10 protein-coding genes and 2 pseudogenes are annotated in these 13,565 nt (G+C 65.4%); 4 read left to right on the top strand and 8 right to left on the bottom strand.

The window, feature by feature from the left end; genetic code table 11:
* The 5 genes and pseudogenes from ACWKV7_RS08010 to ACWKV7_RS07990 form a co-directional block, all read right to left on the bottom strand.
* Window positions 1-2,039, bottom strand: a pseudogene (locus tag ACWKV7_RS08010) (hypothetical protein); the annotation flags it as partial.
* A 69-nt stretch (window positions 2,040-2,108) separates the two neighbouring features.
* Window positions 2,109-2,555 (bottom strand): annotated as a pseudogene (locus tag ACWKV7_RS08005) (DUF6531 domain-containing protein); the annotation flags it as partial.
* Window positions 2,503-3,048 carry a hypothetical protein gene (locus ACWKV7_RS08000; protein ID WP_483857132.1) on the bottom strand — a complete coding sequence of 182 codons (546 nt, stop codon included), beginning with the start codon at window positions 3,046-3,048 and terminating at the stop codon, window positions 2,503-2,505. The pseudogene ACWKV7_RS08005 and the gene ACWKV7_RS08000, both read right to left, overlap by 53 nt.
* Window positions 3,049-3,425: 377 nt before the next feature.
* Window positions 3,426-4,604 carry an FAD-binding protein gene (locus tag ACWKV7_RS07995; RefSeq protein ID WP_483857131.1) on the bottom strand — a complete coding sequence of 393 codons (1,179 nt, stop codon included), beginning with the start codon at window positions 4,602-4,604 and terminating at the stop codon, window positions 3,426-3,428.
* Window positions 4,605-4,635: 31 nt separating this feature from the next.
* Entirely contained in the window at window positions 4,636-7,014 is a 2,379-nt protein-coding gene (locus ACWKV7_RS07990; protein WP_483857130.1) for a penicillin acylase family protein, read from the bottom strand.
* Between the two features lie 109 nt (window positions 7,015-7,123).
* On the opposite strand from ACWKV7_RS07990, the gene ACWKV7_RS07985 reads away from it, so the two are divergent.
* The gene (locus tag ACWKV7_RS07985; RefSeq protein ID WP_483857129.1) at window positions 7,124-8,140 is read left to right on the top strand and encodes an AraC family transcriptional regulator; all 1,017 of its coding nucleotides are present in this window, start codon (window positions 7,124-7,126) and stop codon (window positions 8,138-8,140) included.
* Window positions 8,141-8,225: 85 nt separating this feature from the next.
* Here the strand turns inward: ACWKV7_RS07985 and ACWKV7_RS07980 are convergent, their stop codons facing one another.
* Entirely contained in the window at window positions 8,226-8,798 is a 573-nt protein-coding gene (locus ACWKV7_RS07980; protein ID WP_483857128.1) for a DUF6436 domain-containing protein, read from the bottom strand.
* Between the two features lie 122 nt (window positions 8,799-8,920).
* Here ACWKV7_RS07980 and bipL point away from each other — a divergent pair, with 122 nt between their 5' ends.
* On the top strand, window positions 8,921-9,865 hold the full coding sequence (gene bipL, locus ACWKV7_RS07975; RefSeq protein WP_483857127.1) for a phospholipase BipL: 945 nt from the start codon (window positions 8,921-8,923) through the stop codon (window positions 9,863-9,865).
* Window positions 9,866-10,015: 150 nt separating this feature from the next.
* Here bipL and ACWKV7_RS07970 read toward each other — a convergent pair whose 3' ends face one another.
* The gene (locus tag ACWKV7_RS07970; protein ID WP_483857126.1) at window positions 10,016-10,783 is read right to left on the bottom strand and encodes a hypothetical protein; all 768 of its coding nucleotides are present in this window, start codon (window positions 10,781-10,783) and stop codon (window positions 10,016-10,018) included.
* Window positions 10,784-10,891: 108 nt separating this feature from the next.
* Here ACWKV7_RS07970 and ACWKV7_RS07965 point away from each other — a divergent pair, with 108 nt between their 5' ends.
* A complete protein-coding gene (locus ACWKV7_RS07965; protein ID WP_483857125.1) occupies window positions 10,892-11,527 on the top strand; it encodes a 2OG-Fe(II) oxygenase in 636 nt (211 codons plus the stop codon).
* Between the two features lie 49 nt (window positions 11,528-11,576).
* The gene (locus ACWKV7_RS07960) at window positions 11,577-12,071 is read left to right on the top strand and encodes a 2-thiouracil desulfurase family protein (RefSeq protein ID WP_483857124.1); all 495 of its coding nucleotides are present in this window, start codon (window positions 11,577-11,579) and stop codon (window positions 12,069-12,071) included.
* A gap of 144 nt (window positions 12,072-12,215) precedes the next feature.
* Here the strand turns inward: ACWKV7_RS07960 and serA are convergent, their stop codons facing one another.
* Window positions 12,216-13,448 (bottom strand): phosphoglycerate dehydrogenase, encoded by a 1,233-nt coding sequence (gene serA, locus ACWKV7_RS07955; RefSeq protein WP_483857123.1) that lies wholly within the window; start codon window positions 13,446-13,448, stop codon window positions 12,216-12,218.
* Window positions 13,449-13,565 lie beyond the last annotated feature (117 nt).

Below are 13,565 nucleotides of genomic sequence, written 5' to 3'. Positions count from 1 at the left end.
CCAGCCTCCAGTCGAGTACGAGAAGGCAACCGCCTGAAATCCCCTATTCGGGTGTCCACTAAAACTTGACCACGACACAGACCACTACCATCGGTTACTTCACAGAGCCGGCCGATGGCGCCCGCGCAATCGTAGCTGAACTGCACATCCTCATCGGAGCCAGGATAGTCGATGCTCGTCACCCGATTGAGGGCGTCATAGCCGTAGCTGGTCGCTATCCCACGCGCATCCCGGCGGTTGATCAGGTTGCCGGCGGTATCGTAGGTGTAGGTCAGGGTGCCGCGGTCGGGGGAAGCCTCCGAGAGCCGGTTACCGAGATCGTCATAGGCATAGGTCGTCACTGCCTGATTGGGCGTGGTGACCTGGGTCAGGCTGCCGTTGACGTCATAACCGTAGTGGGTGGTGCCAGCCAGCACGTCGGTGGTCTTGAACAGTCGGTTCAGGCTGTCGTACTCATGGGTGGTCGGTTGCAGCGAACCGTTGGCGCTGTTGTTAGGGGCGGTCTCGGCGAGCAGATTGCCGAGGGCGTCGGAGACTCTCAGGGTCAGGCTGGTGCGACTGGCGTCAATCGCCGCGGCAACGCTTTGTACGCGATTGCGAATGTCATAGCTGTAGCTGACACCTCGGACCTGAGTGCCATCCGGATTGAACACCTCTTCGCTGGCGCGGTTGCCTCGGGAGTCATAGGCGTAGCGGACCTGATTACCCATGGAGTCGGTAACGGTGCGCAACTTGCGTGCGGCGTCGTAGGTGTAGGTGAGTACCGCCCCATCAGGCTGCGTCACCGACGCAATGGCACCGAATGCGGTGTAGCGATAGTCAGTGGCGCGTCCCTCTGTGCCAGCGGCGGCCTGGACCACGCGACTCACTCGACCCAAGGCATCGTAGGTGTAGGTGGTTTCCAGGCCGTTGGGGTCGGTAATACGACCCACTCGGCCGGCGGCATCGTAGCCATCGAAGCGTGTCACCTGGCCCAAGGCGTTGGTGGTGGATTGGAGCTGACCACAACGTCCGCCCGTGTTGCAGGCGTAATACTCCAGCCGGGTGACGTCGGCGGTATCCGTTCGCGGCCCGTCAAGCGACGCAACCTGGCCCTGCTCGTTGTAGGCAAGGCTGATGGAACGCGACACCGGTTCGCCGGAGGGGCTGTATCCGGATTGGCTTATGACGGTGGGCAGCCTGGGGAAACGGCCGTCGCCATAGCTGATAAGAACACGCTTGGTTTGCCCGGCATACACACTCGGGCTTTCGATCAGCGTTGGCAGATCGGCGTCAGCGCTCAGATATTGATACGTCGTAGTACGTTGCTGGGCGGTACCTGCTGCTTCGGTTTGGCTGGTACGGTGGAAGTCGTCGTAGGTATAGGTGGTTTTCACGCCGCGTTCGTCGGTGCGCGAGGTGAGACGCCAATAAGGATCGTACGTGCGCGAGCGGGTGCCGGCGGGGTCGACTTCCTTGTGAACCACTCTGGGTACGGCAGAGGGGGTGGTGAAGTGGTATACGGTCGCGGCGCCGCCGGCATCGGTTACGGTCGTCGTGCCGTCCGCGTTATAGCTGAAGGTGTGCCGTTCCATACCGCCCGCATGTTCGGAAAGAACCGCGCGACCCAGCTCGTCATAAGCAAAGGTGCTGTAGCGTTCGCCATCGAGAGAGATGCCCGTCAGGTGGCTGGGTAGATTCGGCGCCTCATAGTGGTAGGTGCGCACGCTGCCATCGGGATAGGTGACCTGCGCGAGCTGGCCGTCGTTGTAAGCATACTGCACGCTGCGGCCGAGATCGTCGGTAACCGCAATTAGCTTGTCGGTTGCGTCATAGCTGAATTCGAGGCTATGGCCAAACGGCCCGGTGACCCGGCTGAGGCGCCTTTGGTCGTAGCTCAGAGTCGTTATCAGACCCGATGCAGATTCCTGGCGTAATAGGCGGCCATAAGCATCGAAGACTTCCCGCGCACCGGACGGATGCGTCAACACCCATTCCTTACCGCTCAACCGGAGCTGTTTGCCGGAGGCGTGGGCCGAGACATAGACATTGGTGACCACTCTGCGCAATTCCTCCCAGTGGCCACTCCCCCAGCCGATTGCCCTGGGTGCCCCACCAGCCAAATACAGGTAGGTGTCGTAAGACTGGGTCCAACCCCCGCCTAGCGCGGTCTTGGTTTGGTTTAGTTGTAGAGAATTATAGGAACGCCTGAAGTAAAGACCTGATCCAGCTTCCAGATCTGGAAAATCTTCCTCGGTTTCATGCTTATTGCCCGTGGACGGATTACAGGGGTTGGCCCGCTGGGGATTTCGATCTTTATCACATGGTACGTTGATGATGCTTGATGTAATGCTGCCCAAAGTTTGGTTCCAACAGCCTTTCGCAACTAGAACGTTACCGTTTCCAGCAGGATCCTGAAGTTGCGGTATGTGTTGCCAGCCGAGGGACGCATAGTTGGCAGGACAAATTGGACGCGCATAGCGATAAGCCGTGGCTGAAATATTGCTTATTGAGGGATTGCGGCTAGGGCAGTCTTTCTGTACCGCGTAGTTCCTCTGGAACTGCAATCCGCCCATCCAGAACGTCATGTACTCCTGCCCCACCCCTCCCTACTTTAGCGGGGTGTAGAAACCATCCCGAGGATGGCGAAGCAGTGGTTTTGCACCCGCTTTGTGAGTAGTAGCTGATGATATTTTGGGCTGCCGCTTCTTCGTTATCGTATGGCCCCCCGGGAGTATAGGGTACTGTATATACCCAGGGACCAATCTCTGCCTTCACCGGCGGCACACGGTAAAGGCGCGAGTTTGAGCTTTGCAGATAAGAAAACTGCAACTTCTCATGCATTTCCGTCGTATCGTTACCAAGGTCCTTGTCAGGCATGCCGCGCAGGGCCGCCTCCGCCTCACCCAAACTATTGAATTTCTGAGAAATGCCCGTGACGGTGTATTGCCAAAGCGAGTCATTGGATGCACCTTGTACGCCCAACGGTAGTAATCCAGCACATAGAGTCAGCCCGACAAAGAAGCTGCGCAGAGCATTTCGACTGTTTAAGAGAAGGCGGTCGTACATATGACGTCCTTGTGCTTATTAAGTGGCGTTTTGGAAGGGGTTCATAAGAGGCGCCACTGTATACATGAAAACCCCGCGCGAGTCTCGCTATATAGGCGGCTAAATTGCTCAGGATCTCACTGCCGATAGCAGGCCGAAGATAAGTAACGGCGCCGGCAGAGATGCGGTCATTACCAGCGGTAGTACGCATCCCACAGCTTGTTACGGAACTTGTTGGTCGGGTCGACCTTCTTCTTCAGCGCGAAGAACTTTCCGGCATCAGGATACGCGGCAAGAAACTGGTCGTGGCTGGCGTGGATCTGGTAGGGCAGGTAGTAGCGGCCGTCGGCGGCGATGGCGACGTCGATCAGTTCGCGGGTCCATTGGGCTACTTCGGCCTAGTCCGCTTCGCTGGTGCCCTGTCGGTAGTAGAGCACGAGGGCGAAGGTGTCGCCGCGGGCCCAGGCCAGCAGGGTACCGGGGTCGGCCTTGGCGTGGCGGATGGAGATATTCGCCAGCTTCACCCGGTGCCTTTCGAGCACTGCCTGCATGCCCGCGACGAACTCTTCCAGCCGCGCTTCCGGCACGAAGTACTCTTGAAGCACATAGCTGTAGCCAGCGCCGGAAATGGGCATCAGCTCGGCCACGTCGAGGCTTGCCTCGTGGTTGCGCCATTGCACTTGCGCGCCTTTGAACAGCAGCGGATCGATGGCCGCTTCGCGCAAGCGAGTGCCGCTCTTGCTGGTCGCCAGACCGAGGCCCGCGCGCATCGCCGTGTAGCTGCGGCCGGCCGGTACCAGTACCAGCCGCTCCTCCACCGTCAACGGCGCCCCGCTGCGTACGTAGGAAACGGTGCGCACGGTGTCGAAGTCGTCGGTGTAGAGAATGCCGTTGTGCATCACCAGGTCCGGATTGCCGCGCACGTGCTCATCGAAGAAGCGCCGGTAATCGGCGAGCGGCATTACCTGGGTCTCGCGAGCGAGCTTGCTGTTGTCAGTGAGCGCCAGGGTGGCGTCGACGATCACGCCGAGCCCGCCATAGCCACCAATGGCGCCGTAGAACAGTTCGCTGTTCTGCGTCGGGCTGGCCTCCACCAAGCTGCCATCGGCCAGTACCAGTCGTATCGAGCGTACCGCCAGTACTATCGGGCCCTGGCCGACGTAGCGGCCATGTGCATTGACGCTGAGGGCGCCACCGACGGTGAAGTTGGCGTAGGACTGCATGATTTGCGGCGATAGCCCGTAGGGGTCGATGTACTCCAGAACCTCGCGCCAGGTGATGCCGGCCTGCACGCGGATCTCCCGGCGTTCGGCGGAGAATTCCAACACCTCGTCGTAGTCGCGCATGTCCAGTTGCAGTGCGCCATCGGTGGCGGTCTGGCCGCCCATGCTGAAGCGACCGCCGCCAATGGCGATTGGCCCGGAATGCGACCGGATCGCCTCGACGATCTGTTCCAACCGGGTAGGCGCGAGCACCTGGCTGACAAGAATCGGATTGAGCCCGGTCACGTCGTTGACGATCTCGGTGGCTCCCGCCGGCAGGCAGAACAGCAGGGCGGAAAAGAGTACAGCGCGCATAAAACCTTCCTGTTGGCGAATGCGTGAATGGTCAGGGTTGTGGCAGCAGTTCGAGCATGCTCCGGGCATTCGCCGCCACATCCGCCTCGTCCAGATGCTGCGGGTAGTAGCGGCCGTGCATGTAGTCCTCGGCCTGGTCCTGGTAGTGGCGGTCGAACAGCACGCCGCTCTGGCCGACGGGGTTGATGCCGAGGCTGTGGGCGGGGTCGGCGAAGTCGATCAGGCGGCGGGTGGAGGGGCCATAGACGACGCTCCAGGGCGCCGGGCCGATTTTGTGGGAGTAGTTGTTCGGGGTTTCGTGGCTGCCGGGGGCGGGGAAGGGGCCGACGTTGAACAGGCGGTCCAGCGGCTGGCGCTGGCCGAGGGCATGGCCGTGGGTGAGGGTGTGGGCGCGGCCCCAAGTCCATTCGGCGGAGTCATCGCCGAGTTGCTCGCGCAGGTTGGCCAGGGTCGCCTGCCAGGCTTTGCCGAGGGTGTCGGCGCGGGTTTCCTTGGCCGGCGTGGTGCGGTCGTCCCACCAGGGCGAGGCGGGATCGGCGGCCAGGCGCGGCAGGGCGCTGTCGATCACGCGGGTCTGGCGCAGGGTGTCGAAGAAGTCGGCGCCCAGTTCGTCGGCCATGGCGGCTTCGGCGAGGCGGTAAAGCAGTTCGTTGAACAACGTGGCGGCGCGGGAATCCAGGCGGTGGTCGCCGTCCCAGGCCGCCAGTTCTTCCACCAGTGGCTGCTGGTCGGCGCTCGCCGCCTGGCGCAGCTCCGCCAGCAGGGGCGCCAGCACGCGCGGGCCGTAGTCAGTGCCGGTGTCCAGCTGCAGCGCCTGGCTGTTGTGCAGGTCCCACTTCACGCCGGGTTCCGACAGGCGCGCATCGAGACGACGGGCGCGGTCCGGCAGGTTGTAGTAGCCGGGGATTTCGATGCCGCTGGCCGGCACCGGCTGGTGGTTGGCGGAGAGAATGTAGCCGCGGGCCGGGTTCTCTTCCTGCGGGTTGGCGCTGAACGACAGGAAGCCGGGTTTGTCCGCTTCGCCGCTGGCGCCGTCGAGGATGAAGTTGGGGTTCACGCCTTCGGGGCGTAGCGGCAACTGGGCGGCGGCCCACCAGCCGATGTCGCCGGCGGCGTTGGCCCAGACGATGTTGAGCCCCGGCGCCTGGATTTTCTCGGCGGCGGCGCGGGCCTTGGCCAGGGTGTCGGCGCGGTTCAGCTGGTAGAAGCCGTCGAGAATCGGGTTCTCGGTTTCCAGGAAGGCCCACCACATGGCTATCGGCGTCTTGCCGGCGCTGGCACCGAGAGCGTCATTGACGATCGGCCCGTGGGGCGAGCGGCGCAGGGTCAGGGTGACTGGCTCGCCACCCTTCACCTGGATGGTTTCCTCGCGGGTCTGCAGGTCGACCCAGCGGCCCTGGTACCAGACCTGGCTGGGGTTGTCCGGGTTGACCTTCTCGGCGATCAGGTCGAGGTCGTCGTTCTGGAACATGGTCAGGCTCCAGCCGAACTGGGCGTTGTGGCCGAGCGAGGCGAATGGGTTGAGCGCCTGGTGGTGGCCATAGAGTTCGAAGCCGGGGGCGGATAGCTGCGCCTCGTACCACACCGCCGGCACGGCGAAGCGGATATGCGGGTCGCCGGCCAGCAGCGGCTTGCCGCTGGCGGTGCGGTTGCCGGCGATGGCCCAGGCGTTGCTGCCTTCGAACTGCGGCAGGCCGGCCTCTTCCAGCGCCGCCTGGCTGAGCCGGGCGAGGGTGCCGAGGTCGCGCCAGTCGCCGGCGGCCAGGCGCGGGGCGAGCACGCCTTCGGGCTTCCAGTCGAGGTCGAACAGCGCCAGGTAGTCGGGTCCCAGTTCGTCGCGCACGTAGGTCAGCACCGGCTCGGTACGGAAGGCGGCGGCGAAGCTGTAGGCCATGTAGCCGCCGACGCTGATGCAATCCTCGATGGTGAAGGGGCGTTTGGCGATGCCCAGCAGGTCGAACTCCAGCGGCGCGGGGTGGCTGGCCTGGAACTGGTTGATGCCGTCCAGATAGGCCTGCAGCGCCTGGTTGGCCGGGCTGGAAAGGTCCAGGCGCGCGGCGTAGGCATCGGCGTGGGCGCGAATGCCGAGGGTGCGGAACAGCCGGTCGGTTTCCACCAGCGAGGGGCCGAGGATTTCCGCCAGCTCGCCACGGGCCAGGCGGCGCAGCAGCTCCATCTGGAACAGCCGGTCCTGGGCGTGCACATAGCCGAGGGCGCGATAGAGGTCGGCCTGGTTCTGCGCGCGGATATGCGGCACGCCGCGCTCGTCGTAACGCACGCTGACCGGCGCCTGCAAGCCGGCGAGGGAAGCCTCTCCGTCGCGTTGCGGCTGCTTGCCATGCAGATACCAGGCGGCGCCGCCCGCAGCGAGGGCGACAGCGACGGCCAGGACGGTCAGGGTGCGTTTCATCGGGAATTCCTTGTTGTTATCGGTGGCAGGATTTTGCGCAGCGGCATTACCGCTGGCATTGACCGAATGCGTGAGTGCTGCAAGTCTTCGGTCAATCCGAGGACCGCCGATGATCGACAACGCCCCGCTGACCCATTCCGCCACCCTGCGCCGCCTGCTCTACGAGGCGCTGGGCGAACTGGGCCTGGACCCCACCGACGTCTACCGCCGCGCCTACCAGGGCATGCCGCTGACACCGCCGCTACTGGAGAGCCGCGAGGAGCACGACAACGCGCCGCTGTTCTGGCAGGCGTTGGCCCGGCTCAGCGGCGACGCCGATATCGGCCTGCACCTGGGCGAGGCGATGAAGCCGCGCCTGCTGGATGTGGTCGGCTACCTGCTGCTGGCCAGCCGCGACCTGCGCCAGGGCCTGGAAAGCTTCGTGCGCTTCCAGCACATCATTTCCGGCGGTTTTGCCGCACGGCTGGAGGAAACGGGCGATACGGCGCGGCTGATCATCGACCTGAACTACCGCGGCTTCGACTCGCTGCGCCAGCAGATGGAATGCCTGGCGTTGCTGTTCTGCAAATTGCTGGCGCTGCTCAGCGACGATGAATTCCGCCTGCTCGGCGTCGACTTCCGCCACACCGCGCCACGCCGGCTGGACGAGCACCGCCGGCTGCTGGGGCTGACGCCACGCTTCGGCCAGCCCCATGACGCGCTGATCTTTCCCGTCGACTTGCTGGCGCGACCATCGCGCACCGCCAATCCCAGCCTGTTCGCCCTGCTCGGCCGGCACGCCGAGGAGCAGTTGGCGGAGTTGCAGGGCAACCAGTTGCTCGGCCGTCTGCGCTACCTGCTCGACCGCCGTCTGGGCCGCGAACCCATCGACCTGGCGACCTGCGCCGCCGCGCTGGGCATGAGCGGCGGCGCCCTGCAACGCCACCTGGCGGCCCAGGGCAGCAGCTTTCGCGCCGCGCTCGAAGGGGTGCGGCGCGAGCGCGCGCAGGCGCTGCTCGGCCAGGGCCTGGCCATTCGCGAAGTGGCGCGGGCTTGCGGCTTCGCCGAGCTGTCGCCGTTCTACCGGGCCTTCCGGCGCTGGAGCGGGTACACGCCACAGGCCTACCAGCGGTTGCTGCGGGGTTAGCCGGGGTCATTCTTCAGGCGCAGCGACGGCGCCTGGCGGATTGCACCCGCCCTACGTGCGCCAGCCAATGGCAGGTCGTGGCGGGTCAGGGCGCCGGTGTTTGCCACTGGCAGTAGCAGCCCACCGCCAGGGTATTGCCCAGGCTGACCTGGCGACCCTCGGTCAGGGCTTGCAGCACCGGCTCGATGAAGCTGTTGCTGGCGTTGCAGGTCAGCCCCTCGCTGTAGGGGCCGAAGTAGGCCAGTCGGCCGTCCTTGTCCCAGATGCCTACGGCCGGGCTGGCCGGCAGTTGCTCGCTGCCCGGCAGCTCGATCGGCTGCAGGGCGCTCAGCGCCGTCGGTAGCTGGCTGTGGCTACCGGGCTTGCGCACCACATGAAAGCTCACGCCCAACGGCGCATAGCGTTCGATCAGCTCGGCCAGGTGCTGCTGGTTGCCGACGTTGCACGGGCAGGCCGGGTCCCAGAAGTGCACCAGGCGGATCGGCCCCGGACCGGCCAGCTCCGCCGGCAGCCGTAGCCGGTCGCCGGAAAAGAACGCCGCGCGCTCATCGAACGGGCGCAGGTAACGCGTCTGGTACCACTGGTAGGCAGCCAGCAACGCGCCCAGCCAGAGCAGACCGAACAGGCAATACAGCAGGTTCTTTTGACGCGACGACATGGCGGACAGCGGACGGAAAAGGGCGCCTAGCTTGCCATGTCGCGCCCGGCGGCAGAATATCGACAGCTTTCGACGTGCCGGGAGGACCCCGGCCGGATCTTTGTGAGACAACGGAAAGCCTTATGCCAGAGCCCTTCGAGCCCGATTCCCTGCGTGCCAGCCTGCGACCCTTGGCCGCAGCGCAAACACCCCCGGAGATGGCCGCCTACCAACGCTACTACGGCCTCGACATGGCCAGCCGCCACGCCGAGCTCGATAGCCGCCTCGGCTGCTTCCAGGCCGCCGGCCAGCCGCTCGCCGTGCAGCTCTGGAGCCCGCCGCAGCCGGTCGCCAGCCTGCTGTTGCTGCATGGCTACTACGACCACATGGGGTTGTACCGGCATGTGGTGGACTGGGCGCTGGGCATGGGCTTCGCGGTGCTCGCCTGCGACCTGCCCGGCCATGGGCTGTCCGGCGGCGCGCGCGCCAGCATCGATGACTTCGGCGACTACCAGGCGGCGCTCCAGGGCCTGTTCGCCGAGGCAACCGCCCTCGACCTGCCGAAGCCCTGGCACCTGTTCGGCCAGAGCACTGGCGGCGGCATCCTGCTCGATTACCTGCTGACTGGCGAGCCGCGCCCGGAGCTGGGCGAAACCATTCTGCTCGCCCCACTGGTACGACCGCGGGCGTGGGGCTGGTCGAAGTTCAGCTACCGGGTGCTCAGCCCCTTCGTCGAGTCGATCCCGCGGCGCTTCAGCGATAACTCCAACGACGCCGAATTCATCGAGTTCGTACACAAGCTCGATCCGTTGCAGCCGCGCACCCTGCCGACCGCCTGGGTCGGCGCCCTGGCGCGCTGGATACCGCGCATCGAAGCGGCGCCGCGCAGCAACCGCAGCCCACTGGTGGTCCAGGGCGACGACGACATGACGGTGGATTGGCCGCACAACCTGACGGTGGTTCAGCAGAAGTTTCACGCCCCGGAGATCTTCATGTTGCCGAGCGCCAGGCATCACCTGGCCAACGAACTCGCAGACACCCGCCGCCGCTACTTCGCCTTTCTCAGCGAGCGCCTGGCTGCCCGATAGCTCAACCGGATGGCCTGGGCGTGCGTGCCGCAGGGCCGCGCTTCGCGCGCATGGCCCGGGCAAGCAGCCCATTCGCAGGTTGCGGTTGAGGGACGAAGTCCCGAAGCCCAACGGAGGGGAGGCGCGCCGTACTGTTCTGGGCGGAGCGCCTTAGATGCCCTGCTGCCCCGGCGCCAGCTGGTCGGCGCTTTGGCCCACCGCCAGCCCCATGCGCAGGGCCTTCAGCGCAGCCTGGTAGTAGGCCTGGCCGACGGTGGACTGGGCGAACTCGACGAACTCGTCCAGCTCCGGATCGGAAAGATCGCGATAGACGTGCAGCAAGGTGTTATCCAGGTCGCCGTCGATCTGCGCCACCAGACGCATGCGCTGCCCTTGCAGCAATCCTTCCGCCTGCCCGCCGCCGAGCAGGCCGGGCATCATCTGGCTGAGGCTGTCGGCGGCCACCCCGGCCAGTGCCAGGCTGACTTCGGCGCCCGCCTCGGCGGCCGGCAGCGCCTGGGCCAGGTGGCGGATCAACAGACGCCGGGTCGCTTCGGCCTCGATGCGCGGCAGGCCGTTGGCATAGCGCGCCAGTTGGTCGCTGCGGGTGGCCAGGGTCTCGGCGGCGACGATCTTGCGTCCCAGCGGCGACTGGAAGAACGCCAGCGCCGGACGCGGGTCGTCGAGCGCCTGGCGCAGGCCGAACAATGCACGCTGATCGATGGCCTGGGCAGAGAAGCGGCGATTGCTGTTATCCACCAGCGCCTGGTACAGCGCCGGCGGCAAACTGTCGCGGTAGCGCTGCTGGGCAGCGGCCAGCGCGTCGCGGAAATGCGCGCGCTGCTCGGTCCAACCGGCGGCCTGGTAGAGGCGTTGGTAGTCGTCGCCGAGCGCCGGCCAGGCGAGCAGCAGAGCGAGGGAAAGCAGTAGAGCGCGCATAACGGGGTCCAATGGGCAGAACGGCTATTGTCGTGGGGCGGGCGAGGGCTTGTCGAGTGACCGCTCGCGGCCGCAGAATGCGCCGCCTTCCTTGAGGTCCCACCCTCCATGCACCCCCTGATCGATCACCTGGCCGAGCGCGGCTGGGCCCAGCAAGCGGACTTCCTGCCCCAGGTTCTGACCCGCGAACTGGCCCTGGAGTGCCGCGCGCGCGCGGCCGCCGGGGAATTCAGCCCGGCCGGCATCGGCCGCGGACCGGCGCAGCAGGTGCGCGAGGGCATTCGCGGCGACCGCATTCTCTGGCTGGAGCCCGGTCAGTCCGCCGCCTGCGACCGCTACCTGGAGGCCATGGAGGAACTGCGCCAGACCCTCAATCGCCACTTGTTCCTCGGCCTGGAGGATTTCGAGTGCCACTTCGCCTTCTACCCGCCGGGGGCGTTCTACCAGCGCCACCTGGATCGTTTCCGCGATGACGATGCGCGCACCCTCTCGGTGGTGCTGTACCTGAACCCGGACTGGCAGGCCGATCAGGGTGGCCAGCTGCGCCTCTATCTGGAGGACGGCCGGGGCGGCGAGACGGCCCTGGATATCCTGCCGGAAGCCGGCCGACTGGCCTGCTTTCTCTCCGCCAGCATGCCCCACGAGGTGTTGCCGGCGACCCGCGAACGGCTGTCGCTGACCGGCTGGTTCCGCCGCCGCCCGAGCAGCCCGCTGGCGCTGCCGACGCTCGGAGAGGCTGGCTAAGCCGGATGGCGGCGTCGACAATGCACCGATGTCCCGCGCGAGGTTCGCCATGCACAAGATCCTGATCAGCCGCTGCCTGCTCGGCCAACCGGTGCGCTACGACGGCGGCGCCCACGGCCCGTTCGACCTGCTCCGGCAATGGCAGACGGAGGGAAGGGTGGTGCCGCTCTGCCCGGAGGTCGCGGGCGGCCTGCCCACGCCGCGTGCGCCGGCGGAAATTCCCGGCGGCCAGGGCGGCGCGGTGCTCGACGGTTTGCGCCCGGTGCTCACCGACGCGGGTGAGGACGTCACCGAGGCTTTCGTCGCCGGCGCCCAGATCGCCCTGCGCCTGGTGCGCGAGCACGGCATCCGCCTGGCCGTGCTCAAGGCCCGCAGCCCGTCCTGCGGCAATCGCGAGAACTACGATGGCAGCTTCAGCGGGGTGAAAGTCGCAGGCGAAGGCGTCACCGCCGCTGCCCTCAAACGCGCCGGAGTGCAAGTGTTCAGCGAAGAGGAACTGCCCGCCGCCGCCGCAGCGCTGGCGGCGTTGGAAAGCCAAGCCTAGGCGTAGGCCAACGGGTTGCTTCGTGTAGGGGCGAATTCATGCGCCTGACGGCGTCGAGCCAGGCGAATAAATTCGCCCCTACAAACGTACCTGCAAATGAAAAGGGAGGCCGAAGCCTCCCTTTTTCTTTCCCGCCGTTCGCGCTTAGAACAGCACGCGGCTACGGATGGTGCCATGCACCTGCTGCAGCTTCTCCAGCGCCAGGTCGGAGTACTCGGCGTCGACGTCGATCACCACGTAGCCGACCTTCTCGTTGGTCTGCAGGTACTGGCCGGAGATGTTGATGCCGTTGTCGGCGAACACCTTGTTGATCTCGCTCATCACGCCCGGCACGTTGGCGTGGATGTGCAGCAGGCGGTGCTTGCCAGGATGCGACGGCAGCGCCACCTCGGGGAAGTTGACCGAGGACACCGAGGTGCCGTTGTCGCTGTACTTGACCAGCTTTTCCGCCACTTCCAGGCCGATGTTGGCCTGCGCCTCGATGGTCGAGCCGCCGATGTGCGGGGTGAGGATGACGTTGTCGAACTCGCGCAGCGGGCTGACGAACTCCTCGCCGTTGGCGCGCGGCTCCACCGGGAACACGTCGATGGCGGCGCCGATCAGGTGCTCGTCGCGCATGGCCGCGGCCAGGGCGTCGATGTCCACCACGGTGCCACGGGCGGCGTTGATCAGGATGCCGCCCTTCTTCATCGCGCGGATTTCCTTCTCGCCGATCATCCACTTGGTGGCGGGCGTTTCCGGCACGTGCAGGGAGACGATGTCGCACTCGCCGAGCAGCTCGTAGAGGTTGGCGATCTGGGTGGCGTTGCCCAGCGGCAGCTTGGTCACCACGTCATAGAAGCAGACCTGCATGCCCAGGCCCTCGGCCAGTACGGACAACTGGGTGCCGATGGAGCCGTAGCCGATGATGCCGAGCTTCTTGCCGCGGATTTCGTAGGAATTGGCCGCGCTCTTGATCCAGCCGCCACGGTGGCAGGAGGCGTTTTTCTCCGGAATACCGCGCAGCAGCAGGATGGCTTCGGCGAGCACCAGCTCGGCCACCGAGCGGGTGTTGGAGTAGGGCGCGTTGAACACCGCGATACCGCGTTCGCGGGCGGCGTTCAGGTCGACCTGGTTGGTGCCGATGCAGAAGCAGCCGACGGCGACCAGCTTCTTGGCACAATCGAAGACTTCTTCGGTCAACTGGGTACGCGAGCGAATCCCGACGAAATGGGCGTCGGCGATCTTCTCTTTCAGCTCGGCATCGGGCAGGGAGCCGGTGAGGTACTCGATGTTGGTGTAACCAGCGGCCTTGATGGTGTCCACGGCGGTTTGATGGACCCCTTCCAGGAGAAGGAACTTGATCTTGCTCTTGTCGAGAGAGGTCGTCTTGCTCATGTGGGTAACCCGTTGTTCCGAAGAAGTTGGCAGAGGAGCGGACAGCCTGCGCTGACCGGCCCGAAATCGGCTGGCAGGCGCGATTCACGGGGGGCGTATGCTAGCATACGAGCCCCG

The sequence above is a fragment of the Zestomonas ipomoeae genome, from assembly GCF_057128665.1.
Note: the sequence above shows the minus strand (reverse complement) of the source record. Positions and strands in the feature narration are given on the sequence as shown.